The 25,011-nt window shown below is 46.8% G+C and carries 23 protein-coding genes; 9 read left to right on the forward strand and 14 right to left on the reverse strand.

Annotation, left to right across the window (positions count from 1 at the left end; all coding sequences use genetic code 11):
• Window positions 1-57: 57 nt before the first annotated feature.
• Both uvrD and FJD32_RS20385 read right to left on the reverse strand, forming a co-directional pair.
• Window positions 58-2,226 (reverse strand): DNA helicase II, encoded by a 2,169-nt coding sequence (uvrD, locus tag FJD32_RS20380; RefSeq protein ID WP_088586203.1) that lies wholly within the window; start codon window positions 2,224-2,226, stop codon window positions 58-60.
• A 488-nt stretch (window positions 2,227-2,714) separates the two neighbouring features.
• Window positions 2,715-3,761 carry a hypothetical protein gene (locus tag FJD32_RS20385; RefSeq protein ID WP_088586204.1) on the reverse strand — a complete coding sequence of 349 codons (1,047 nt, stop codon included), beginning with the start codon at window positions 3,759-3,761 and terminating at the stop codon, window positions 2,715-2,717.
• A 474-nt stretch (window positions 3,762-4,235) separates the two neighbouring features.
• On the opposite strand from FJD32_RS20385, the gene FJD32_RS20390 reads away from it, so the two are divergent.
• On the forward strand, window positions 4,236-5,549 hold the full coding sequence (locus tag FJD32_RS20390) for an AAA family ATPase (RefSeq protein ID WP_088586205.1): 1,314 nt from the start codon (window positions 4,236-4,238) through the stop codon (window positions 5,547-5,549).
• A 146-nt stretch (window positions 5,550-5,695) separates the two neighbouring features.
• Here the strand turns inward: FJD32_RS20390 and FJD32_RS20395 are convergent, their stop codons facing one another.
• From FJD32_RS20395 to FJD32_RS20420, 6 genes are read right to left on the reverse strand one after another with little or no spacing between them, the layout of a single operon-like run.
• Window positions 5,696-6,814: a hypothetical protein gene (locus FJD32_RS20395; RefSeq protein ID WP_037413538.1), complete on the reverse strand. Its 1,119-nt coding sequence runs from the start codon at window positions 6,812-6,814 to the stop codon at window positions 5,696-5,698.
• 10 nt (window positions 6,815-6,824) lie between these two features.
• Entirely contained in the window at window positions 6,825-7,829 is a 1,005-nt protein-coding gene (locus FJD32_RS20400; protein ID WP_037427358.1) for an SEC-C domain-containing protein, read from the reverse strand.
• A gap of 42 nt (window positions 7,830-7,871) precedes the next feature.
• Window positions 7,872-8,279: an NUDIX domain-containing protein gene (locus FJD32_RS20405; RefSeq protein ID WP_037427360.1), complete on the reverse strand. Its 408-nt coding sequence runs from the start codon at window positions 8,277-8,279 to the stop codon at window positions 7,872-7,874.
• A 34-nt stretch (window positions 8,280-8,313) separates the two neighbouring features.
• The gene (locus FJD32_RS20410) at window positions 8,314-9,192 is read right to left on the reverse strand and encodes a neutral zinc metallopeptidase (RefSeq protein ID WP_037427362.1); all 879 of its coding nucleotides are present in this window, start codon (window positions 9,190-9,192) and stop codon (window positions 8,314-8,316) included.
• Between the two features lie 47 nt (window positions 9,193-9,239).
• On the reverse strand, window positions 9,240-9,665 hold the full coding sequence (locus tag FJD32_RS20415) for a hypothetical protein (protein ID WP_037427364.1): 426 nt from the start codon (window positions 9,663-9,665) through the stop codon (window positions 9,240-9,242).
• Between the two features lie 10 nt (window positions 9,666-9,675).
• Window positions 9,676-9,909: a hypothetical protein gene (locus FJD32_RS20420; RefSeq protein ID WP_140906834.1), complete on the reverse strand. Its 234-nt coding sequence runs from the start codon at window positions 9,907-9,909 to the stop codon at window positions 9,676-9,678.
• A 202-nt stretch (window positions 9,910-10,111) separates the two neighbouring features.
• Between FJD32_RS20420 and FJD32_RS20425 the strand changes: the two genes are divergently transcribed.
• The 5 genes from FJD32_RS20425 (at window position 10,112) to FJD32_RS20440 (ending at window position 16,074) form a co-directional block, all read left to right on the forward strand.
• On the forward strand, window positions 10,112-11,605 hold the full coding sequence (locus FJD32_RS20425; protein ID WP_037427367.1) for a helicase HerA-like domain-containing protein: 1,494 nt from the start codon (window positions 10,112-10,114) through the stop codon (window positions 11,603-11,605).
• Between the two features lie 317 nt (window positions 11,606-11,922).
• Window positions 11,923-12,045, forward strand: a complete 123-nt coding sequence (locus FJD32_RS25285; protein ID WP_037413559.1) for a hypothetical protein — start codon at window positions 11,923-11,925, stop codon at window positions 12,043-12,045.
• A 502-nt stretch (window positions 12,046-12,547) separates the two neighbouring features.
• A complete protein-coding gene (locus tag FJD32_RS20430; RefSeq protein ID WP_037427369.1) occupies window positions 12,548-13,504 on the forward strand; it encodes a TAXI family TRAP transporter solute-binding subunit in 957 nt (318 codons plus the stop codon).
• 102 nt (window positions 13,505-13,606) lie between these two features.
• The gene (locus tag FJD32_RS20435; protein ID WP_140906835.1) at window positions 13,607-15,640 is read left to right on the forward strand and encodes a TRAP transporter permease; all 2,034 of its coding nucleotides are present in this window, start codon (window positions 13,607-13,609) and stop codon (window positions 15,638-15,640) included.
• 35 nt (window positions 15,641-15,675) lie between these two features.
• Window positions 15,676-16,074 carry a DUF1850 domain-containing protein gene (locus tag FJD32_RS20440; protein WP_140906836.1) on the forward strand — a complete coding sequence of 133 codons (399 nt, stop codon included), beginning with the start codon at window positions 15,676-15,678 and terminating at the stop codon, window positions 16,072-16,074.
• Between the two features lie 46 nt (window positions 16,075-16,120).
• Here FJD32_RS20440 and FJD32_RS20445 read toward each other — a convergent pair whose 3' ends face one another.
• Together FJD32_RS20445 and FJD32_RS20450 are read right to left on the reverse strand one after the other, a co-directional pair.
• Window positions 16,121-17,110, reverse strand: a complete 990-nt coding sequence (locus FJD32_RS20445; RefSeq protein ID WP_140906837.1) for a diguanylate cyclase — start codon at window positions 17,108-17,110, stop codon at window positions 16,121-16,123.
• Window positions 17,111-17,253: 143 nt separating this feature from the next.
• Window positions 17,254-17,589, reverse strand: coding sequence for an FKBP-type peptidyl-prolyl cis-trans isomerase (locus FJD32_RS20450; protein WP_140906838.1), 336 nt, complete (start codon window positions 17,587-17,589; stop codon window positions 17,254-17,256).
• A gap of 190 nt (window positions 17,590-17,779) precedes the next feature.
• On the opposite strand from FJD32_RS20450, the gene trxC reads away from it, so the two are divergent.
• A complete protein-coding gene (trxC, locus tag FJD32_RS20455) occupies window positions 17,780-18,202 on the forward strand; it encodes a thioredoxin TrxC (RefSeq protein WP_140906839.1) in 423 nt (140 codons plus the stop codon).
• A 66-nt stretch (window positions 18,203-18,268) separates the two neighbouring features.
• Here trxC and FJD32_RS20460 read toward each other — a convergent pair whose 3' ends face one another.
• Window positions 18,269-19,669, reverse strand: coding sequence for a DASS family sodium-coupled anion symporter (locus tag FJD32_RS20460; RefSeq protein ID WP_037413570.1), 1,401 nt, complete (start codon window positions 19,667-19,669; stop codon window positions 18,269-18,271).
• A gap of 651 nt (window positions 19,670-20,320) precedes the next feature.
• Here FJD32_RS20460 and FJD32_RS20465 point away from each other — a divergent pair.
• Window positions 20,321-21,493 (forward strand): MFS transporter, encoded by a 1,173-nt coding sequence (locus FJD32_RS20465; RefSeq protein ID WP_047535132.1) that lies wholly within the window; start codon window positions 20,321-20,323, stop codon window positions 21,491-21,493.
• 73 nt (window positions 21,494-21,566) lie between these two features.
• Here FJD32_RS20465 and FJD32_RS20470 read toward each other — a convergent pair whose 3' ends face one another.
• The 3 genes from FJD32_RS20470 to FJD32_RS20480 are packed head-to-tail and all read right to left on the reverse strand — an operon-like array spanning window position 21,567 to window position 23,740.
• Window positions 21,567-23,186 carry a PepSY-associated TM helix domain-containing protein gene (locus tag FJD32_RS20470; protein ID WP_055648701.1) on the reverse strand — a complete coding sequence of 540 codons (1,620 nt, stop codon included), beginning with the start codon at window positions 23,184-23,186 and terminating at the stop codon, window positions 21,567-21,569.
• A 5-nt stretch (window positions 23,187-23,191) separates the two neighbouring features.
• Complete coding sequence (locus tag FJD32_RS20475) at window positions 23,192-23,482, reverse strand: hypothetical protein (protein ID WP_140906840.1); 291 nt, start codon at window positions 23,480-23,482, stop codon at window positions 23,192-23,194.
• A gap of 3 nt (window positions 23,483-23,485) precedes the next feature.
• Window positions 23,486-23,740 (reverse strand): hypothetical protein, encoded by a 255-nt coding sequence (locus tag FJD32_RS20480; RefSeq protein WP_037413578.1) that lies wholly within the window; start codon window positions 23,738-23,740, stop codon window positions 23,486-23,488.
• A gap of 335 nt (window positions 23,741-24,075) precedes the next feature.
• Here FJD32_RS20480 and FJD32_RS20485 point away from each other — a divergent pair, with 335 nt between their 5' ends.
• The gene (locus FJD32_RS20485) at window positions 24,076-24,963 is read left to right on the forward strand and encodes an SPFH domain-containing protein (RefSeq protein WP_037413580.1); all 888 of its coding nucleotides are present in this window, start codon (window positions 24,076-24,078) and stop codon (window positions 24,961-24,963) included.
• Window positions 24,964-25,011 lie beyond the last annotated feature (48 nt).

The raw sequence follows: 25,011 nt of genomic DNA on the forward strand, positions 1-25,011 counted from the left end.
CTTTTAAGCGAATTTGCGCAGGCTGAAACTGTCACAAAATCATGACATTCATACCAATCAACGCGCCTCTAAGCGCGCGTAAGCCACCACCAGCCACTTACTGCCAAAATCACTAAAATTCACCTGTACCCGCGCCTGTGCGCCACTGCCTTCAAAGTTAGTCACTTTGCCGTCACCAAACTTTGGATGATGCACTCTTTGGCCGACGCTAAAGCCAGTATCGTTGGCGACCGCCGACTTTTGCGCACTGAAGCGATTATTGGCCATCGGCGTCGACACCTGCGCCTTTAAGCGAATTTCGTCCACATATTGCGGCGGGATTTCCTTAATAAAACGCGATGGACGGGCGTAATCTTCACGGCCATAAATACGGCGGGACTCGGCATAGGTGATATAGAGTTTTTCCATCGCGCGGGTCATGCCCACGTAACAGAGTCGGCGTTCCTCATCGAGTCTGTCGCCCTCTTCGAGCGCCATCTTACTCGGGAAAATCCCCTCCTCGACACCCGCCATAAACACCATAGTAAACTCCAGCCCCTTGGCCGAGTGCAGTGTCATCAGTTGCACCGCATCGGTAAAGGCGTCGGCCTGACCTTCGCCCGCCTCTAAGGCCGCATGGGATAAAAAGGCGTTAAGCTCACCCATATCCTCGAGTTCTTCAGGCATTTCGAAGGTGCGCGCGGCGGTGACGAGTTCCTCTAAGTTTTCGATACGAGCGTGGGCCTTTTCGCCCTTTTCCGCTTCGTACATGGCTTTGAGGCCAGAGGCTTGGATCACTGTGTCCGTCATCCGGTACAGCGCCATATCCTGAGTTTCTTCCTGCAGGGTGACGATAAGATCCATAAAGCCACTCACCGCTGAGGCTGCGCGGCCCGCAAGCACTTTTTCATCCAGCAGCCGTAAACAGGCCTGCCATAACGTGAGCTCTTGCTGACGCGCGGTAGTGCGTAAAATATCTAGAGTGCGATCGCCAATGCCACGGGGCGGCGTATTCACCACGCGCTCGAAGGCGGCATCGTCATTTTTATTGCTGATTAGCCGCATATAACCCATAGCGTCTTTAATCTCTTGGCGTTCGAAGAAGCGCAGGCCACCGTAAATCCGATAGGCTAAGCCTTTGTGTAATAGGGCTTCTTCGAGCACACGCGACTGGGCATTTGAGCGATATAAAATCGCGCAATCACTTAAATTGCCGCCTTTTTCGTACCAATCATTGATCCGGCCGACAATAAAGCGCGCCTCGTCCATTTCGTTAAAGGCGCAGTAGAGGGAAATCGGCTCACCATCGGCTTCGTCGGTCCACAGCTCTTTACCTAAACGCTCGGGGTTATTGGCAATAAGGGCGTTCGACGCCTTCAAAATATTGCCCTTGGAGCGATAATTTTGTTCGAGGCGAATCGTGGTCGCCGTGGGGAAATCCTTCAGGAAGCGGTGCAGGTTTTCAACCTGAGCGCCACGCCAACCGTAAATAGATTGGTCGTCATCACCGACTATCATCACATTGGCAGTTTGGCCGGCCAGCACGCGGATCCAGGCATATTGAATGGCGTTGGTATCTTGGAACTCGTCTACCAGAATATGCTTAAAGCGCTCTTGATAATGTGCCAGCAAATGCGGCTTATTGAGCCAAAGCTCGTGGGCACGTAATAGGATTTCGGCAAAGTCGACAAGGCCAGCGCGATCGCAAGACTCTTGATAAACCTGATAAATTTTCAGTAGATTCTGTTCAATCGGAAAACCACCCGCATCGATATGTTTTGGTCTTAATCCTTGGTCTTTTTTACCATTGATATAACCCTGCGCCTGACGGGGAGGATATTGTTTTTCATCCAGATTCAAACTTTTAAGGATGCGTTTCAGCAAGCGCAGCTGATCGTCTGAATCAAGAATTTGGAAGCTTTGCGGTAAACCCGCATCTTGGAAGTGAGTGCGTAATAAACGATGCGCCAGCCCGTGGAAGGTGCCAATCCACATCCGCCCCATATTGGTGCCAGCGACTTTTTCAACCCGCTCACGCATCTCGGCCGCAGCTTTATTGGTAAACGTCACGGCTAAAATCGAGTAAGGACTCTGCTGTTCAACCTGCATTAACCACGCGATACGGTGGGTTAACACCCGCGTTTTACCACTGCCCGCCCCCGCAAGCACTAACATGCTAGATTGCGGTGCCGCGACAGCCTCGCGCTGCTTATCATTCAGGCCGTCTAGTAAAGAAGATACGTCCATTCTCGCCTCCAAAAAATCGAGGGGGCATTATAACAGAAGAAATCCCACCTGCGCGCCTGATCCACAAGACAAGAGGCATAAGCCAAGAGGTACGAGACAATAGCCATAAGATGATCGGTATGGAACAGTCCATTCTTAAGCACTGTCATTCCCGCAATGCTTGTGAGCGGGAATCCAGCTCTTTGTCTCGAGTAGGAATTAAACAAGGGCAAAGCTGTATTAATGATTCATAGAAAGGGTGTTCATCATTCTGTTTCAACGATTAAGCACTGTCATTCCAGTGACACGCCGTGAATATGTCCCTATAGGCTCGACGACGGCATCCATGCCGTCAACGGTCACTTCCATGACAGCGCTTAATCTTGCCAACCCCAACAGTAATCTGAACCCATTCTTACAAGCATGCACTCTGAAAATTTAACAATGGGTGGCTCGTTAATTTGTTTGGTGCTTCCCTTAGATTTTTTTGGTTGGTTTGCCTTCAATAATCAGGCTTTAGAATCACAAAAATGGAATGCTTCATCAGCTATCGAAAGACATTCTGAACACTCTGTTTCAGTTGGTTTATAGCCATCATGAACGACGTCGTTCCTTATATCCTTGAACCTAAGCAATTGCTTCACCAAACCATCCACTTCTTTATTAAACAAATTTGGCAAAGCTTCAGTTATCACATCATGAATGCGCCCATACTTTTTGATCTTATTACCTTTAGCTCTGTAGACGTTTAGTAGGTTGTACAAAGACAACTCAAGTGCAATGAATGACTCCAACACAGCCGCACTGTAATTATCTTGTTCATTCGCCATTTCATATGCCCGCATCAGAGTTACACGCCAGCTAGGAAAGTCCCCTGTCGTAAGGTAATGGGCAATGTGTCTAGTGCTTCTAGCACGGTTGAAGTTAGGCAATTCATGATCTGCTAGGTTCATCGGTTGTAAAGAAGTGAACCTTTGAGCATCAGGCTCCCAATCATCGAACAGTTCACTGACTCGTTGATCAGGGTCTTTCGCCAAGTGTTGTTCGTTGTACGGCTTAAACCCAGTAACAATGTAGGGTTTAAAGCCCGTCATAAAGGCTACCTCCTTGATTGACGTGTCTAGTGTGGCGTAACGATAGACCCTGATAAAATGATTCAGGGCATCTAAAGCTTTAATTTCTAAATCTTCGGAAAGGCCATCGGCTTCAACGGCAACACGCACAAGTGTGGTGATACTGGAGCTACTAAACTGTGTGTGCCCATTTTCAGTATCCATTAATAAACTAACATCAATTGAACCATCATCCCGCTGAACAGCGTTGCAAATCTGGTTGTCTCCTGTCTGTCGTGATGCTTCAAAAGCATATTTGAAGCCCTCAGAGTTATCATGTTCAACTTTGATTATCCTGTCATTCACTGATAAGGTGTTTACGGAATTCATAGGCTTACCAATGCCCAGAACAAAACACTCCCCTTCATAATCGAATGAAGCTTCACCGGGCAGAACTCGAATATTTCCAGGGTAAAAGAACTGAAATAGTGCACAACCTTTCAATGAAGCCTCCTAGAATCTATTTAACCAATAAATCAGGCCATCCATTATAAAACAGCAACATAATGTACTTTTTTGGGGCAGGCAGCAACGACAAGTCACTTGGCAGCGAAAGAGTTTAACGAGACACCCACTGTTAAATTTTGTGGGTGAAACAGAACATCCACAACTCTTTGATGCTTTAAGTGACCAATAGCAAACTTCATAATCAAAGGAGGATAGGACGAGCAGTCCTTCTTGGTCGACTCTTGATTAAAAATCAGGGGATGAAACCCCACGACTTTGACTTTGATTTTATAAATTGAACAATCGGTAACTCGTTAATTTTGAATTAAATAAAGAGTAACATGCATGAAACAGATCGGGCCATCACTTTTATGCGCATAAAAGTGTAAAATTCCGCACTTTTATGCGCACAAAAGTGTAGAATGAGTTATAGTATAGGCCGTTAACAATCTTAATTGACGGGAAATGACAATGCAGCGCAACCTACTCAACGCCTTAATAGCATGGAAAAACCAACCTGTGCGCAAGCCATTATTGATCGATGGCGCAAGGCAAACGGGTAAAACCTATCTGCTGCAAGAGTTGTTTGGTAACACCTTTACCAACATCCTGCGTATCGACTTTCTTGAAAATCCCGCCTACAAACAAGCATTCGATGGCTCACTGTCACCTGACGAGCTAATAATGAACATTGAGCTGTTGACCAATCAGGCGTTCAACCCAGAAACCGATCTGCTGATATTAGATGAAATTGGCGAATGTGAGCGTGCCGTTACCTCACTAAAGTATTTTGCTGAAAAAGCACCGTCCTATTTTGTCGCGGCAAGCGGCTCGAACATTGGTTTGCTCAACACCTTCCCTGTAGGTAAGGTAGAACAATACAATTTACGACCTCTGACCTTCCAAGAATTTATTTACGCATCCAACGAGCAAGCACTGATCAAAGCGTTTGAAGCCCAAGCAAGCACACCGGCGGTGCACACTAAATTGATGGATAAACTTACAGATTACTTTTTTACCGGTGGTATGCCAGAAGCCGTTTCCGCTTGGTATAGGTTGAAAGATGCGAGCATTTTAGAGCGGGTTGAAAAAGTCACAAAAATTCATGCCGATTTAGTTGAAGGTTATCGCCGCGATTTTGGCAAGTACGCGGGCAAGGTCGATGCCACACTGATTGAATCTGTGTTTAACAGTATTCCAGCGCAGCTATCACTTGTCAGCGATGAGTCCGTTAAACGCTTTAAATTTAAACATGTGCATGAGCGTAAATCGCGTTATAGCGATTTTGAGACCGCGATCCATTGGCTTCACTGCTGCCGCTTAGCCTTGCCAAACTACCCTATTGAAGGGCTGCCGAAATCGCCGCTGGCGGCCTATAAAAAAGAAAATATGGTTAAATTGTTTCTATTTGATGTGGGGCTGCTCAATCATATGCTGGGCAGCAGTTATAAAGAGATTAAGCAACAAAATTACGAATACAAAGGCTATGTGGCTGAAAACTTTGTACAACAAGAGCTCACTGCTATTGGCGTTGACCCAAGCTATTCATGGAATGACGCTCGCGCCGAAATCGAGTTTATTTTGGCAACCGATGAAGGCGATATCATCCCTGTTGAAGTCAAAAGTGGCAAACGTACCAGAGCTAAATCGTTGGCATCCTACGTTGAAAAATGTGCTCCAAGTAAAACCTTTAAGTTAACTGGCACACAAGGCTCATCGGCGTTAGAACAAACCAATATTGTAATGCCTTTGTATTTCACCCAGTATTTACCACAGAGATGGTAAAGAGCCTTGCTTAGCATCCCGAGGTCTACACAAAGTGACTTTATGAGTAACAATCTGTAGACCTAAGGAGCATACAAGCTTTCAGCCAATCAAAACTGAACGATATTTTTTGCTAACAACGCTTGGCCTGTCTGTAACCCCATTATTTAAAGCAAATCACTTAACCGGTTTAACAGCGCTTTACGACCATTATTAGTCACAACAAAGCGCTTAAAACGTTGCTCAAACGCCACGTTATCCGCTTTAAACTGATAGGCCTCAAACAGCTGATGCAAATAGCGTGCTGCCTCATCATAGCCACTGGCGCAGGTGCGATTCGCTTGCTCTTGTGCTTGCTGCCAGCTGTGCTCACGCTGATTGTAGATATCCGTCAACATCTTCTCTTTTTCCGCTTTTTCGATGGCTAATTTTTTTGCGAGCGCCTCAGCTTGCTCTTGCTGTAATTGGCTTTGCGCTTGCTCTATGAAAGGGGAAATCAGGTCGGGGGTTAACCAGTATTGATAGATTTCGTCGGTGTTGGCCGATTCTTTTCGCGTCAGTGCTAAGGCTTGGTGACGGGTTAGCTGGCCTTGCTCAAACAGCGTGCGTAATAGCGTGTCTTTCTCCGCATCCGTGAGATTATGCAGCCACGCATCAAACTGAAATTGGGCTTGTTTGGCTTGGTGACTTGGTTGTTCGTTCAGCACCATCGCAAGTGCCTTAACCCATGCTAACGGAATATCATACAGCGCCGCAAACGTCTGCACCTCTTCACTGAGATGCTCAAAATCGTATTGAATTAACGGTATTTCTTCAGGTTCTTCATTACAATCAAACGCTTTGAGCCACATAAAGTACACAAGACACCAATTCCCGTGGATTAACTCGCTACGTAACCCAGCTAAATGCTGGAAAAAGTCGTCAGCCTGTTCATCGTCAAAATACTCGCCATACTCTTCGATGGAAAAAATCAGCAGTTGCCACTCATCGCTTTGATGTACATGAAGCCCATCGCTTGAAAAGGCAAGCAACGCTTCAGGGATCGTTCCGGCAGGTAACTTGATGTATACATCGATTGAGCCCCAATCGGCATAGTAAAACCCGATATCGAAGTATTTTAACATCAGCGTAGAAGGTTCCGCCTTTAAGTCACTGTAGGTGTAATACACCTGAAAGGACGTAGCAGTGATGTCCGCACGGCTTGAAATGGTTCTGAGTGCTTGGCGCGCCTTAGCATCTAAGTAACCATCCAGACGCTCGAATTTATAGTATTGATATTCGCTCACGATGGCCTTGCTATGCGTTAATGGTGAATTGAAAAGTTTGTTTTAACAAAGGCTGTACCTTAACAACTCTGCCGATCGGTTCAGCGCCTTTGTAACGCCTTGGCTCAATGATCAAAAATCCCCAAAACTGTAAAAATCGCTCAATAAATCTTGATTCGATGAGCATGCTTAAACTTCTTTCTGGCGAGAAGTAATCATCCGTAGGCAAGGACTGAAGTAAATCGGGGAAAGCTGTCATCACCTCTTTCACCAGCTTTTCTACACTGTGATGACCTTGTAGGCGCCACAGCATAAACAGCCAAAAGGGTCGCAAGTCGATATCGTATTCAAAACCGTCCAAATATCCCCAGTTATATTGGCTGATGGCGGCCTCTAACATAGGTTTAAAAAATGCCTGTATGCCTAGAGCTTGATACTGCTTTTGCGCTGACTTTTTAACGTGATAACGGCCACTACGAAGGTAAATAATACCGCAAATGTCGGCTAACACTCGGGTGTAGTGCAAGGCATTAAATTTATCTTCGTTACTGCCCGCAAACTCGCTGATGCTAATATTTATTGGAAACTGAGCAACGGCAAACTCAGGTAATAACTCACTGGCCTGTTTAACCAACTTAGTCGGTAAGCTGCCTTTACTTGTGGCTTTGAAGGAGCCTTCTTGCGCCATGGCCTCATCAAGAATTAGCGCTAGATAACGCATCACCGGACTGGTTGAAAGATCGTCTGGTGTGCTGATTGTCACCCACTGTAATTGCTCAAACGGCGCATAAAGCCAATTGGCCATTTGTGTTGGTGTTACGCCACAAAAATCGGGATGAGGTTGATTATTGCGGTCTTGCACTTTGTATTGTAAAGCTGCGTTAAGTTCATCAAGGCTCAAATTTGGGTTCATTGCCAACATGGCCTCAACATCATCGAACACTTGGGCATGTTGCTGGAAAACGCTGTTCATACAACAACGTTTAAACTTTTTACCACTGCCACAATGGCAAGGATCGTTACGACCGAGTTTCATTGCTGTCTCTTTTTATTGTTGTAGATACTTACTGGCAAAGCCTTAAAACTTTGCACTCACGACGACACCGTTAAAATTAAGGCAATCTTTGATTCTTTGCTGCTGAACCGCGCTAAGCGTGTCGATATCATGGAAGGCAAACTCTGAGTGTTCATGACTTAAGCGAATCATCACATCGGCAGATGCAAACTCACAACGAAAGATAAAAGCTTGGGATTGATAGGCGCTGTGATAATAAACGCCGCTAAGATAGTGAATGTTCACCTCTAATCCCAATTCCTCTTGGCATTCGCGCAGCAGCGCTTCGTGAATGGTCTCTCCAAGCTCTAAGGCGCCGCCGGGTAAACCCCAAGCAAAATTGCCATAGTTCGCTTTGAGCAGCAGCACTTGCCCTAATTCATTGGTGATAACTGCATGACTACTGAGCCGAAACCTATCTTCAAATGCCATCTACCCATCCTACGTTGGCGCGATTACCAGCTCGCTATTTGCTATTAAAAGCATTACAGCTGGCAGGTTTGCCGGAGGCAAAGCCGATATTAAACCATTTCACTCTGTCAGCCGAACTACCATGGGTAAAGGCTTCGGGTTGTACGGCTAGGCCCGCCATTTTTTGCAGGCGATCATCACCCACAGCACTAGCGGCGGCAATGCCTTCTTCTACATCGCCAGGCTCAAGCAAATTGAGCTGTCTATCGACATAATGCCCCCACACGCCAGCGTAACAGTCGGCTTGCAATTCGAGGGCAACACTCAGTTGATTGGCCTGCGCCTTGCCAGCAGCTTGCTGGGCCTGACGCACTTTAGTGCTGGTGCCGAGTAGGTTTTGTACATGGTGACCGACCTCGTGGGCGATAACATAGGCGAAGGCGAAATCCCCCGGTGCTCCGAGTTTTTTCAACTCCTCGAGAAAACTCAAATCAATATACACTTTGCCGTCAGCGGGGCAATAGAAAGGCCCAGATTGCGCCTGCCCCAAACCGCATCCGGTTGAGGTCATATTGCGATAAAGCACTAGCTTAGGTTCGACATATCGCCCTTGTAGCAATTGATTCCAAACGGTCTCCGTCGTGCCAAGAATCGCCGCCACAAACTGGGCATTTTCATCTTGAGCCGCGGTATTACTGGCCGATTGAGACTGACTAAACCCCGCTTGATTACTCGGTTCGAGGGATAATCCGCCGGTAAAGTATTGAAACGCAAAATATAACCCGCCCAGCAGCAATACCACTCGGCCGATTTTAGTTTGCAGCAGAAAAGGCAATAACCTAAGCAAGAGCGCGCTGGGCACACCCGCCGACGCCATCTGTTGGTCCCGTCTGTCTTCGATATTGGAGCTGCGATCACTGTCACGCCAACGCATTGGATTTCCTCGGCTATGGGTATGCAATAGACATTTCAGTTTAGCTGTTATTTGGGATCATTCTGCTCAGTAGGCGCCGCTTTTAACGAGCGCAAAAACAGCCCTAGCCCACCAAAGGCTAACACTAAAATCACGATCAAATCGAAGGCCGACATGGCTTTAAAGTGAAACTGAATCGAGCTGATCACGCCAACAATTAAGGCGACTAAGGAGCCTAAGGTAAGCAGCCAACCGAGCTTAGTCTTGGCATCAAAAAACACCATCACTATCCCGAGGATAAACGGCAGCATTACCATACCTGTGGTGATCGAAAATCCCTGCCCAAAGGCATTCATGCGGTAGAGGCCATAGCCCAAGCCAAAACTGGAACTGACCTGTATCGCATTAAATAACAGATAAAATCCTGCACACATCATGGCAAGCCCAATAAAGAACTGGCCAATACCGCCCTGTGTTCCACCCGCTCCCTTCATATCAATCCTTTTATTGACGTTGTTTGATCGCCCGATCCACAGCTTCTTTAAGCTGTTGTTCCTCTTCAGCCTTTTTGACCTTTTCATGGGCAGCTAACTGCTTATCCGCCTCAGCCACGCAGCGCTGCTTATCTAGCATTGGCTCGTAGGGGTCGACATCCGTCCTTGCGGAACAGGCTAACTCGGCGCAGGCAGAGGTCAACAGTGATGCGGACAAGACTAACATAATCAATGGGGTTTTCATCTTCGGCGCCTCAACAAATGCAACAAAATAACTACACTTAGCCAAACTAACATTGGCAAGCTTTACTTGAGCTGTATCAATTATGCATTCATCAGCATTGACAGAAATTGGCTAAAGGCAAACACTGGATGATGATTTTTTATCCAGCCACGATCGATGCTCCATCGATTCATTACGGCATTAATGAAGACAAGGACTGCGCTTGAATACTCTACTCTTAGGTAAAGGTGAGCAACAGGTTCACTTAAATCTTAAATATGCCAACCGCCACGGACTTATCGCTGGCGCCACAGGCACAGGCAAAACCGTTTCGCTGATGACCCTAGCCGAAGGTTTCTCGCGCCAAGGGGTGCCAGTATTTATCACCGATATCAAAGGCGATATTTCAGGACTCGGGGTTGCAGGTACTCCAAACGATAAGCTACTAAAAAGGGCCGCTGAAATCGGGATTGTGGATTATCAAACCGAGGCAAATCCTGTTGTGTTCTGGGACTTAGCAGGGATTCAAGGACATCCACTGCGCACCACAGTGAGTGAAATGGGGCCCACCTTACTCGGGCGAATTCTCGAACTCAATGACACCCAAAGCAGCATTTTAGACATAGTGTTTCAACTGGCCGACGACCAAGGTTTATTGTTACTCGACCTTGACGATTTGCGCGCCATGCTGAACTTAGTGGCCGATGAGCGCAAAGACATCTCAGCCAAATATGGGCTTATCAGCGCCCAATCCCTTGCCGCGATTCAACGCTCAGTCCTTGGTTTAGAACGCGATGGCGGCAAAGACTTTTTTGGCGAGCCAGCATTGCAACTCGAAGACTTAATGCGCACTAATTTGCAAGGGCGCGGCATTATCAACCTGTTAGCCGCCAATAAACTCATCTTGACCCCTAGCCTCTATTCCAGCTTCTTACTCTGGCTGCTATCAGAACTGTTTGAAAATTTACCCGAAGTCGGCGATCTCGATAAACCTAAATTAGTCTTCTTTATTGATGAGGCACACCTATTATTTGAGGGCTGCCCAGCAAGTTTGCTTAAACGCATAGAGCAAATTATGCGGCTTATCCGCTCCAAGGGCGTCGGGGTATATTTCTGCTCGCAATTCCCCGACGACATTCCCAATGAAATTCTCGGTCAACTCGGCAATCGCATTCAGCATGCCCTCAGGGCGTATACCCCAAGGGATCAAAAAGCCGTTAAAACCGCAGCCGAAACCTTTGTATCGAATCCTAAATTGGTGGTCAGCGAGGTAATTTCACAACTCGCCGTGGGCGAAGCCTTAGTGTCAACCCTTGCCGAGAAAGGTGTGCCGACTATGGTTGAGCGCACCTTAATAGCACCACCACGCTGCCGGATGGGGCCAGCCACGACCGAGGAGTTAACCGCTATCCGTCATCAGAGTCCGATTGGTGGTAAATACGATACTTTAGTCAATCGCGAATCCGCCTACGAGCGACTGAATCAACGTCATACCGAACAGACGAATGGCAGCGGTACTGCGCAAACAACCAGTACGCCAACGACCAAAGCAGCTGAGCAAGGCTGGTTTAGCGAGCTTATCTTTGGTAATAAACGCCGCCAAGGATTAGCCGAAACCTTGTCGAAACAAGCGGCGAGAACCGTTGGTAATCAACTCGGAAAACAAATTTTACGCGGATTACTCGGCGGTATACTCGGAAAATCGACGCGCAGGTAAGGTAATGAAATGTGTAAATACCGTGTTCTGAACCGCATATTTTATATACAGATTAGCACTAGCATTAGCGTGAATTATTCTAAGCAGCGAGTGGATCTTCCTTAGGATTTCGGTGATAAGATTATTTTGCGAGTACAGCTCAGAGAGGCAAACAAATTCAAATAAATTACCAATCGTTTTAAATAGTTGTGATTTAAAAATGGTGTAATTCGAGTTTAAACGTTTCGCTTTAATCAGGACATCATGGAACGGGTTTTATGCAAATGGCTTACATGATTAGCCTGATGAACAACCACTGAAAGTACATGGAGTTAACTATGAGTAAAGAGCAAAAAAATCGCAAAGAGGCCAAGAAAAAGCCGTTAATGTCGATCAAGGAAAAACGCGCTGCAAAGCACGCCAAAAACGCGACTAAAGGCCTCCTCGATAACGTTAAGTAATATTGTGACACCTTAGGGTGCGCTTCCAATATCTTGATTAAGGGTTAACTACGGTTAGCCCTTTTTATTAGCCCGTTTTTTATTCTCACCCACTTAACGATAATTTATTTCGCAAACACAAAAACGCTAACATACTGATTTTTTAAACATTAATAAGCTAGAACGCCTTTATTTAGGACCTCACCTAGACTAAAGCAATATCTACAATGCTTGAGTCTTTTGCTATGGTTTTATTCACCTAAATCCACACATTCTGAACGCAACACACTTGCCGATATGTTCCTAGATGCAGATGTAATCTACGCATTATCGACTCATGGTTACACCGATTAACTCGGCACATTAGCCGTAAAAACTCACTGTCTAGCTTGTATCGAAAGGCGTGTCAAAGCTTGTATTTTGAACAGTTTTGGGTATATAAGGTCTGATACTAAAATAAATAATCAATGGTATATATTGTTCTTACCCTATATAACACAATAAAAAATAAGGATATTTAAGCATGAAAATCAACAAACGTTTTATCGCCGTGGGCGCAGCTTTAACTCTCTCACTCAGTGCAGCCACGATGGCGGCCGCACCTGCCTTTATCAATATTCTGACCGGTGGTACCAGTGGTGTGTATTACCCGATTGGTGTGGCACTGTCGCAACTTTATGGTACAGGTATTGAAGACGCGAAGACCTCAGTACAAGCCACTAAAGCCTCGGTTGAAAACCTTAACTTGCTGCAAGCCGGTCGTGGTGAGCTGGCCTTAGCCTTAGGTGATTCAGTGGCTGCGGCCTATCAGGGCGATGCCGATGCAGGCTTTAAAAAACCGTTAGATAAGGTTCGCGTGCTCGCAGCCGCTTATCCTAACTATATTCAAATAGTGGCGAGTAAAGAATCAGGTATCAAAACCTTAGCTGATTTAAAAGGTAAACGTATTTCTGTCGGTGCACCTAAGTCGGGTACTGAACTCAATGCTCGCGCCATCTTCAAAGCGGCTGGTTTAAGCTATGAGGATATGGGCAAGGTTGAGTTTTTACCTTACGCTGAATCCGTTGAGCTGATTAAAAACCGTCAGTTAGATGCAACCTTACAATCCTCGGGCTTAGGGATGGCGGCGATCCGTGATTTAGCTGCGACGATGCCAATCAACTTTGTTGAAGTTCCCGAAGATGTGATCCTCAAAATAAATAATCCTGCCTATCAGCATGGAGTCATCCCCGCGTCGACCTACGAAGGTCAAACTGCTGATGTCTCAACGGTTGCGATTCAAAACCTATTTGTCACTCACGCGGGAGTGTCAGACGATTTAGCCTATCAGATGACCAAACTGATGTTTGAACATTTAGATCGTCTCGGTAATGCGCACTCAGCGGCAAAAGCGATTCAATTAGACAAAGCGACCAAAAACCTACCAGCGCCACTGCACCCTGGTGCGGAGCGTTATTTCAAAGAAGTTGGCGCACTCTAAGGGTGTAACCTCAATCTGAGCGCCCCTTTTCCAACTAAGCACTTGGGTGATTTACCCAAGTGCTGCGTCGACCTCTGTTGTCTAATGCTGTGAGGCATAAATATGAGCGATTCCGAACAAGGCCTAGGTGCAAGCACCAGTGACTGGCCCAAAGCGCTGTTTTATACGGCACTTATTTTCTCCATTTTTCAAATCATTACCGCCGCATTTCACCCCGTATCGACCCAAGTGCTACGGGCAACCCACGTTGGTTTTTTACTTTTAGTGGTTTTTTTAAGTTATCCCGCCGTGGGCAAAGCTCGACCTTGGCAACCCTTAGCTTGGTTGCTTGGCCTTGCGGGCATGGCAACGGCCGCCTATCAATGGATTTTTGAGGCCGACTTGATCCAACGTTCGGGTGAATTAACCGATGCCGATATGGTGATTGGCGTGGTGTTGATTGTCTTAGTGTTTGAAGCTGCACGGCGGGTGATGGGTTGGGCATTACCAATCATTTGCTGTATTTTCTTAGCCTATGGCTTATTCGGCCAATACCTCCCCGGCGACTTAATGCACCGCGGCTATGGCGTTGATCAAATAATCAACCAGTTATCCTTTGGCACCGAGGGGCTTTATGGCACTCCAACTTATGTGTCGGCCACTTATATCTTCCTGTTTATTTTGTTTGGTGCCTTTTTAGAACAAGCAGGCATGATCCGTTTGTTTACCGATTTTGCGATGGGCTTATTCGGCCATAAACTGGGTGGCCCGGCCAAAGTCGCCGTGGTTTCCTCGGCGATGATGGGAACAATCACAGGCTCGGGCGTCGCCAACGTGGTGACCACTGGACAATTTACCATTCCTCTGATGAAACGCTTTGGTTACCGCCCTGCCTTTGCCGGTGGTGTTGAAGCCACATCCAGTATGGGTAGCCAAATCATGCCGCCGATTATGGGCGCAGTGGCCTTTATCATGGCCGAAACCATTAACGTGCCGTTTATTGAAATCGCCAAAGCCGCCTTGCTGCCAGCGTTACTGTATTTTTGCTCCGTTTTTTGGATGGTGCATTTAGAAGCCAAACGCGCCAATCTTTGTGGCTTGCCCAAAGATCAGTGTCCCGATCCTTGGGCGGCGGTTAAAGCGCGTTGGTATCTGCTTATTCCGTTGTTTATTTTGGTTTATTTACTGTTTTCTGGCAGAACACCGCTGTTCTCGGGCATGGTCGGTTTAGCGCTGACCTCGATAGTGATCTTAGGCTCAGCCATTGTGCTGCGCCTGCCTTCTAATGCCTTACGTTTTGCCTTTTGGATTGCCCTTGGCGTGCTGTGCGCAGGCTTCTTCCAGATGGGGATTGGCGTGGTATTTGGAGTCATTGCCATACTCGTGGCCATCTGTTGGTTTATCAAGGGCGGTAAAGATACTCTGACTATTTGCTTACATGCATTGGTCGAAGGTGCACGCCATGCCGTACCAGTTGGGATTGCGTGCGCCTTAGTGGGAGCGATCATCGGTATTGTCTCGCTCACGGGGATTGCCTCTACTTTTGCCAGCTATATTCTCGCCGTAGGGCAGGATAACCTGTTCTTATCCCTAGTATTAACCATGCTCACCTGTCTGGTATTAGGTATGGGAATACCCACCATCCCTAACTACATTATTACCAGCTCGATTGCCGCACCCGCCCTGCTGGACTTAGGTGTACCGCTGATCGTCTCCCATATGTTTGTGTTTTACTTCGGAATTATGGCTGACTTAACACCTCCCGTTGCCTTAGCCTGTTTTGCGGCCGCGCCAATCGCAAAGGAATCGGGGCTTAAGATCAGTCTGTGGGCGATTCGCATCGCTATCGCAGGCTTTGTGATCCCCTTTATGGCGGTTTACGATCCAGCACTCATGCTGCAAAGCGATAGCTGGTTGGCAACGGGTTTTGTGATGTTAAAAGCCACCGTAGGCATTGGTATCTGGGGCGTGATCTTCACCGGTTTCTTACTGCAAAAACTCTATTGGTGGGAGCGCGTTATCGGCTTCCTTGCAGGAGCCAGTTTAATCCTTGCGACACCGCTCAGTGATGAAATCGGCTTTGGTCTGGCGCTACTCTTTATCGTGCAGCACAGCCTTAGAGCGCGCAAACTGAAACGTCTTGCCGAGCAGGGGTAATGTTTTGGAATTTTATGCGAAGGTAAGGCAATAACATGCTAGGTCTATGTTTAGGCCTAGCTGGCACACTGTGGGCACAGGTGCCCACAGAGCAGTTCACCCTCGCGTGGAACCACAGCATCGAAAAAATCCGCTGGGAAGAAGATTATCAGCTCACACCGCAAGGCTTAGTGTTAGTTGAAGCCAGAGTGAAAGGTACAGGTGCGGGTATGGAAATCCCAGATGATGCGGTGTTTAACAATGGCAGTTGGCATTATCAACCTAAGTTGCCCGTGCTACCGAGATTACGCCTAGGGCGCACACCCGAGGCGGGGGATTTTGAGCTGTGCTTCACTCAGGCTTCGGGGAAGACGCAGTGCCAAGCCATGAGTCATTGGATTGGCCCACCGAACAAACAAGATGCCGCCGTTGAGGTGTGGGGCTGTCAGCTGTGAAATATCGCTTTATAAAAACGCGCAAGCTAGGCGCATCTGCCGCCGATTAACGGTCAATAGCGCTCTCATTCCGAGAGAAGCTGTAGCCGTTTTTCCCTTGGTGTTTAATACGATACATAGCGGCATCGGCGCGATCGCAGCTTTGAGCAAAACGATCACCGTACTCAAAAATATCGATACCAATACTCAGGCTAATCGCCACCTCGCAACCATCGAGTAAGAAACGTTGTCGATAAACATCCAATAAGGATTGCGCGAGCATACCTAAGGCGTCGATATCCGAAGTGGGCAGGACAATCACAAACTCGTCCCCGCCGAGCCGCGCGATCTTCGCCTGCACGCCCGAATGCTCCACTAAGGAATGCGCCACATGCACCAATAAGTTATCGCCAAACTTGTGACCATGGTGATCATTTAAAGCTTTAAAACCATCAAGATCGATAAAGAATAACGCCCCACGCTGGCCGGGTTGCAATAACTCATCGAAGGCCTTAGTGATGGCTTGGCGGTTCATTAGGTTGGTGAGCGGATCGCTATGGGCTAACCGAGCTAAATCCAGCTCGTAGCGCTTTTCTTGAGTGATATCGATATGGCTGCCCATCATCCGCAGCGGCGTGCCATCGGGTAGACGCTCAACAATGCGGCCACGATCCGACACCCAAGTGATGCTGCCATCTTTGTGCAGCATGCGATGTACGACCTGATAATAATCGGCCTTGCCATTCACATGGTCTTCAAAAGCTTTGATTACCCAGTCTTTATCTTCTGGGTGTAATTTGCTTTTCCAGATATCAACATGGGCTGCTAACTCATCGGGGCTAAAACCGAGCATTTCGCCCCAGCGCATATTGAAAATGGTTAAATTCCCACTTGGAATATGCTGTTCCCATAAGCACAAACCATTGCCATCAAGGGCGGCGAATAGTTTCTCTTCGGCACGACGATTCAACGCCGTTAATTGAGCGTTTTCACGTTGAAGCTGAGCAATTTCGGCCTGAAGTTGCTTAATCTGTTCTGCTGCCGTATCCGATGCCACAGAAAAATCTCTTTCCTTAACGTGGGGAAACCTCGTCCAGTGTAAAACAAACAATGCCGAAGTGACATAGTGAGGAGGACGAGAAGACCCTAGATCATACTCGCCCTATCGAGCTTACACAGACTCTTACTATCTTGTCATACTTAGTCGCGAGTCAGCACTTCAAACAATTCGATTTCAAAAGTGAGATCAGAATTGGGTTTAATATGAGCCCCAACTTGGCGCTCGCCGTAGGCTAAATGAGCTGGCACCAATAACTTGCGTTTGCCGCCCACTTTCATCCCCATAATCCCTTGGTCCCAACCTTTAATCACTCGGCCAGTCCCAATCACACATTGAAATGCCTGACCACGGTCGTAGGAGGAATCGAACTGCGTACCATCCTGCAAGAAACCGCGGTATTGGGTAGTGATCAACGCGCCTTTTACAGCCTCTTTTCCATCACCGACAACCAGATCGATTATTTCTAATTCAGTCATTTAATTAATCTCTTACTCTTCACTTAACACAGTGATTTATCAAAGTGCTTATTCTAACATCGGCACTCCTACTTGTCGGCGTGCCGTAGGGATTTTGTGGCTTATACCAATCTTGCTTGATCCTATCCTCCTTTAAATTCGACTTATTCAACCCCATATCTAGATTATCCCCGAGCTTAGGAGCCAGATTATGATTATCGCTTGCCCCCACTGTGACACCTTAAACCGCGTGCCCCAAGAGCGGTTAACTGAGCAGCCGACCTGCGGCAAATGCAAACAGAATCTGTTTGCGGCAGCTCCGATTGAACTCACAAGTGCCAATTTTATCAATCATGCCCATAAATCAGAGTTGCCCTTAGTTGTTGATTTTTGGGCCAGCTGGTGCGGCCCCTGTAAGAGTTTTGCACCTATATTTTCTGAGGCCGCAAAAGTATGGGAGCCAAGATTCCGCTTCGGTAAAATCAATACTGAAGAACAACAAGCACTTGCGGCTCAATTTAATATTCGCTCCATTCCCACCTTAATGATTTTCAAGCAGGGACAACTCCTCGCGCAGCAAGCAGGAGCCTTACCTAAGCCAGCGTTCGATCAATGGTTAAAACGTTATGGTTAATGTGTGCTTCGCCCATAAAAATACCCAGCTGAGCTGGGTATTTTTATTTGGATGAATCAGAGGCGATTACACTTCCCAGAAGGTGTGAGCAATAATGCCCAGCACTATCATGCTGAGGAAGTTAACTATCATACCCACCCGCACCATTTCCGACTGCTTGATATGGCCAGAGCCGTAAACAATAGCGTTAGGCGGCGTCGCCACTGGCAACATAAAGGCGCAGGAAGCTGCAATACCAATTAGCACGGATAGCATGACGGGAGATACCCCCAATGCTTCGGCAATCGCCGCAAATACAGGCACTAACAGCGCCGCACTCGCGGTATTACTGGCAAATTCGGTTAGCATTACCACAAAGGCGATCACCGCAAACACAAACAGCGACATGTGGGTGCTGCCAAAAATATCCGTCATCCAGTGCGCGAGGAACACACTGGTACCGGTAGTTTTGAGCACGGCACTCAAGGTCAAACCGCCACCGAATAAAATCAACACGCCCCAGTCGGTAGTCGATTCAATTTTTTTCCAACCAACTAAGCCGAGCCCCGCCAGTAATACCACAGCACCGAGTGCAACGACGGTATCAAACTGAGTTATTCCGCCAAGTGCTTTTGCCAACGGCACACTGAAAATCCAGCAACATACGGTCGCAAGGAAAATAACCAGCGTCAGTTTTCCTTGGAACGTGAGCTTTTGATCTTCAAGTGCAAGCTCGCATTTAGCCGACAAGTCTGGCTTAAAGTACCAATAGAGCGCAATGAGCATCATTGGGAGCATTAAGATCACGGTTGGAATGCCAAATTTTAGCCAATCGCTAAAACTTAACCCCACCTGCGCTGCGGCAATCGCGTTGGGCGGACTGCCGACTAAAGTACCAATGCCGCCGATATTAGCGGAATAGGCAATCCCCAATAATAGGAACACATAGGTACTGTGATAGGTTTTACGATCTAATTGCTGCAAAATTCCCAGTGCCAGAGGCAGCATCATTGCCGTGGTTGCGGTATTACTGATCCACATCGACAGCAGCGCAGTTACCCCAAACAACATTAAGCAGGCAATACTCAGCTTGCCTTTAGAGGCCAGCAGTAATTTTTGCGCGATTAAGGTATCAATCTTTTGATTGTGCAATGCAGCTGCAAGCACAAAACCACCGAAAAATAGATAGATAATTGGATTGGCAAAGTTACTCATGGCCTCTTTGGTTTCAAATACCCCAAAGAATACCGCCAAAATAGGCACTAAAATCGCAGTAATACTGATATGAATCGCTTCGGTTAACCACAGAATGGCTGCAAAGACTAAAATCGCAAGCCCCGTATTCACTCCCTGCTCAAAGGGTAATCCGTAATACAGTGCAAATAGCAGCACAATATCCGCCATTAAGACCAGCATATTTTTCTTTTCAAGCCCAGTATTGGCGGGCGAATGATTAGGGGGAACCGACGTTGATTGCGTTAAGGACATGGTGACTACTACCTTCATACCATTATTTTTTCTAGCAAATTTAGGGCATAGGTCACACTAGTAAAAGCAGTTTATTTTGTACTTTAGCTACATGGCAACAACAAAATGCTAAGACTTAAAACGCAAAAAACCCATTTTCGCGATAAAAACCACCTATTTTTGATCTTAAGTGATGAACAAAACTTTCAAACGGATAAAAATACTACAAAAGCTTGATAAAGCTGTAACTAAATAAATATTTAAAACTATGACAAAGATCAAATCACAGCGTAATTCAAAGTGATAAAAGCCTTAATTTAATATTAATTTTTAACAATATAAAATGCTAATTAATTGCATAACATCCAGATAATCATCCCACTGACTTTTCATCGCTAATAACAAAGCTTATGAGCACTAGAGCGTGTTAATATTTCGAGATTAGATTTTGTTCGTTCTGATAAGTAAGTGATCACCAAACAACGCGTTGAATGTTGCTTTTTCACCCAAACCAATAACATTTAAACTTCAATATCTATATGAATAATAAACACAAATATTATTCACCATCTCAGTCAATCTAACTCACTTTACCCCGTCAGCAATCCAGCCTAGAGTCGCGACCGTAATCGTGCCTTCTGTTTATTTTTTTTACCTGTTTTGGTACCGCTTGTGGAAAATACGCTGTTAGCTCAACCCAATCAAAAGCCAGGGCTGTTTGTTCCAGTGGCAGGACTTAGTCTATTTGCTTTAGCGTCAGGCTACTTGATGAGTTTGATCCCACTCTCACTCACTTACTTTGATTTGAGCCTTGATCTTGCTCCTTGGCTGGCGAGTATTTTCTACCTTGGCTTATTACTGGGCGCACCTTGTATTGCACCGATTGTCAGCCGCATAGGGCACAGTAAGGCCTTTATTTTGTTCTTAAATATCTTACTGTGCAGCGTTGTGGTGATGGTTTTGCTGCCACAGAGCAGTGTTTGGTTAGCAGCACGCTTGATTGCAGGCATCGCCGTGGCGGGGATTTTTGTGGTAGTTGAATCCTGGTTACTAATGGCCGATACCCAAAAACAACGGGCAAAACGTTTAGGTTTATATATGACCGCCCTCTACGGTGGCACCGCCATCGGGCAACTCGCCGTAGATTATTTAGGCACCACGGGTAATTTACCCTACTTGGTGGTGATCGGTTTGCTGGCCGCCGCCAGTTTGCCTGCACTGTTGGTTAAACGTGGCCAACCACAGTCCAGTGAACAACACGCTATTGCCCTTTCCGACCTAAAAACCTTAAGTAAACCCGCCGTGATCGGCTGTTTAGTCTCGGGATTATTACTAGGCCCCATCTACGGCTTATTGCCTGTGTATGTGTCGCGAGACATGGGTTTTGCCCAGCAAACCGGGCAATTTATGGCGCTAATTATCTTGGGCGGCATGATAGTCCAGCCCTTAGTGAGCTATTTATCTCCCCGCATTCAAAAGAGTGTGTTGATGACCGCCTTTTGCTTAGTGGGTGCTGCGGCGCTGTTGTTACTGATGCAAACATCGCTTGTGGGATTATGGTTGGGTTTTGTGTTACTCGGCGCCTGCGCCTTTGCTCTCTATCCCATCGCCATCAGTCTGGCGTGCGATCATTTACCCAGCAGCCAAATCGTCTCCGCCACTCAGATTATGTTGCTCAGCTATTCTGTGGGTTCGGTTATTGGTCCGGTTGCCGCCAGTCGTTTCGATGATGTAGAACATGGCTTACCACTGTATTTAGCCGCAAGTTTTTTAGTCACGGCTTGCTACCTCAGTGCGCACTTACTGGCCCGAAGTAAAGCTCGCCTACCCGCAGCGAAGGCTTAGTCCAGGGCCGTTAATGTTGAGTCATCTGCATCCGATAAATAGTAATGGGCGTCGATAACGGCGCCCATTGCTATTACGATGTTTGCTGGGTGAGTTCTGCCACTGGCACTGTAGCGGAAATGGCCCAGATACTGTCCTGCGGCCCATTAAGCACCCGATGGCGAGTCAGCTTGTAACCATAAAAGAACACCCCGCTAAAGGCCAACGCCACCAGATCAACGCCCAAAGTCGCTGAAGAATAAGGCGCCCATAAGCCTAAACTTGGCGCGAATACCGCAACTAGAGACGTGATTGGCATCGCCAATGTAGCCAAGCCGCACAAAGGCAAAATCAGTAGCGCCGCCTTGGCTGCACCACGCCAAAAGGCGTAAGCCACCAGCAATCCAAACACCAGATAATACAGCCACAAATAGACGTGGTTAATATTGCTCACATGCGCGTAAAACCATTTACCCAGCAACATACTTATCGTTAAGGCGGCAACGGAGCCTAAGCAAATCCCCACTGTGGCACTGGCCATTAAACGGCAAGCACGGGTTTGTTCACTGGCCTGCTTTTTACGGCGTTTTTCCAGCCACAGCAGGTTGCCACTGTAAAATAAAAAAGCGCCGCTCAAACCTAAGAAGAAATACACCCAGCGCCCGAGATCGCCACCATAACTGCCAAAGTGTAATCCAAAGAATACTGCGACCGTTCTAGCCCAAATCCCCTTGTCACTTTGGTCAATCGTGCTGTTGGACACCTTAAGACTGTAAGGATGCAGATATAAATAATCAGTGACGGGTCCACGCATAAAACCATTGGGGTTATATAACCCCAAGCGCAAGGTCGCACGGGGATTATCCAAGTTCATAAAGGTCATTTCATTCACTTGATAATCGGGGGCGATTTGCTGCACCTTGGCTAACACAGTGGTGACCTTTGGCAAATCGGCAAGTGTATAGGGCGTTCTGTCAGGCGCGGGCTGGACAAAGAGCGGTTTTTCACCATAAACCACCTGCTTAAGCCCATCGTAAAGCTGATCATGGAAGGCAAACACTATTACAGTAAGGCTAATCACTAAATGAAATGGCAGACTGGTAATACCGACTAAATTATGGGCATCGAGCCAGAAACGACTCTCACCTTTATCTTTACGCAGAGCAAAAAAGCTTTTGGTTAAGGTGGGCAGTAAAAAAATCACCCCAGAAACCAATGCTAAGAAGTATAAAACGGCGGCTATCCCCAACACATAGACACCTGCCTGATCGTGACCGACTTCGCCGGCAATCCCCGCGGTGCGATGTAATTGGTCAATCAGCTCAGCCAACTCACTGGGCGTACTTAACTGTGTCAGTAGCTGCCCATTTTCGTCAAGACTGGCATGCCAAAGCTGGTGACTCATGCTGAGTTCACGCTCCGAGCCCTGTTGATACCAGGTCATCGGCGATTGATGCGCATCATTTAAGTGCAAACTAAAACCAGTTTTGGCCTTATCATCTTGCGCTAACACTTGCGCGACTAAATCATCCAGTTTGTCAGCGGGCACTTGAGGCAAAGTTAGGGCTGGCGGCATTGACCAAGCGTCAATCGCCCCCTTAAACATGGTGAGCGAACCAGCATAAAAGCCGATAAACAATACGATTCCGGCGATGATACCAGTCCAAATATGGATAGACTGATACACCCGTAACACATCACTGCGAACTTTCATCCTTGTCACCTAAAGGTATATAACACTATATAAGTCAAAATGTTAAATAGGCCCAAGTAGCCAATTGCCCTGAGTCCGGTTTTAAACATAAAGCTAAAACTTAAGATCAATAACCAGATAGGCGTTATCAGCCACATGTTGAACTGCACTTTAGTATCGGCATCGATACCGCCTGGGCCAAACCAGGCAAATAACCCCACCAATCCAAGCGCAAAGGTAAATCCTAAAATCAATCCCGCCAATGATTTAGTCCACCAGTCAGGTTGTAATTTGTCCTGTTCAGCTAAACGTGCCATGAGTTATTTACGCCCCAAAAGTGAGACAAAAGGCACTAACCCCGTCAATAACATCAACAGGGCTAACCAAATAAAAATCGCGGCGCTAAGGGTAAAGAGACTGAGCCAACCGAGTAAACTGGCAAAGGCAAAAGCATAGGCGAGTAACCGCCAAGGCCGCTTAGGAAGGGAGCTTGCAAATAGTTTTTGCTGCTTATTCGTCACATAAAATAACAAGCAGGCCAACAGCGTCGCTAACACAGATATAAGTTGCAACACGGGATGTTTTCCTCTCACCACAAAGCGTTAGCATTCGAGTCCATTTGCCTATGCTCGGTGTATATCCTATAAAAAGATAAACGCATGAAAGCAATGGAAGAATTTGAATCTTCAGGACTCTAGCCATGGTGAGAATAATTCGCAATAAGATTTACAGTGTAAGGATGAGTTGTGATATTACTGTCACATATTGATAAGCTAGATACCCGATTGTTGCCAGCTGTTAACCATTAAGATACATTTTGCAGCAACCGTTTCGTCTCGATATAAATAATCATCAACACGATCCGCGATCACTCCAACCCCATCTCGACGACCCTAGCAAAGGAAGCTAAATGATAAAAAATGAACTCAACCTGCCAAGTTCCTTTGGCCTGTCTAAAATCATTCCTTTAGTGATTTTACTGATCCTCTTTATCTCACTCTTTGGTAGTTGGTACACGGTTGACCAAGGTGAACGCGGGGTGATTCTACGTAACGGTAAGATCATTGGTACAGCAGAGCCGGGACTTGGGTTTAAACTGCCCATGTTTGACACCGTAGTAAAAATCTCAACCCAAACCCACACGACTAGCTACAGTTCACTACAAGCCTATAGCCGTGACCAACAACCCGCGACACTTAACGCTTCAGTCACCTTTAGCGTACCGCCGGATCGGGTCGAAGAAGTCTATGCCAACTTCAAAAGTATCGATGCCATGGTGGCGCGCTTACTCGACCGCCAAGTGCCAACGCAAGTTGAAAACATTTTTGGTAAATACACCGCAATTTCAGTAGTACAGGAGCGGATCAAATTTGGTATCGATGTGACCAATGCCATCACCCAATCGGTGAAAGGGCCAATCGAGATCACCTCGGTACAGATTGAAAATATCGATTTCTCCAACGCTTATGAGAAATCTGTTGAAGACAGGATGCGCGCAGAGGTTGAAGTACAGACCCAACTGCAAAACCTAGAGAAAGAAAGAGTCAGCGCCCAAATCGCCGTGACCCAAGCGCAAGCGGAAGCAGACTCACAACTCGCCCGCGCGAAGGCTGAGGCCGAAAGTATTAGGATTAAAGGGGATGCTGAAGCCTCTGCGATTAAGAGCCGCGCCGAGGCTCTGGCACAAAATCAAAACCTTGTCGAACTGACCAAGGCCGAGAAATGGGATGGAAAACTACCAACCACAGTCTTACCAACGGGCACTCTGCCCTTTATCGATGCTAAGAAGTCGAACTAACAAACGACTAAGCATCGCAAGGAAGCTATTTGCCACTAGCGATACGCA

The organism is Shewanella sp. LC6 (assembly GCF_006385735.2).
Taxonomy (GTDB): Bacteria; Pseudomonadota; Gammaproteobacteria; order Enterobacterales; family Shewanellaceae; genus Shewanella; species Shewanella xiamenensis.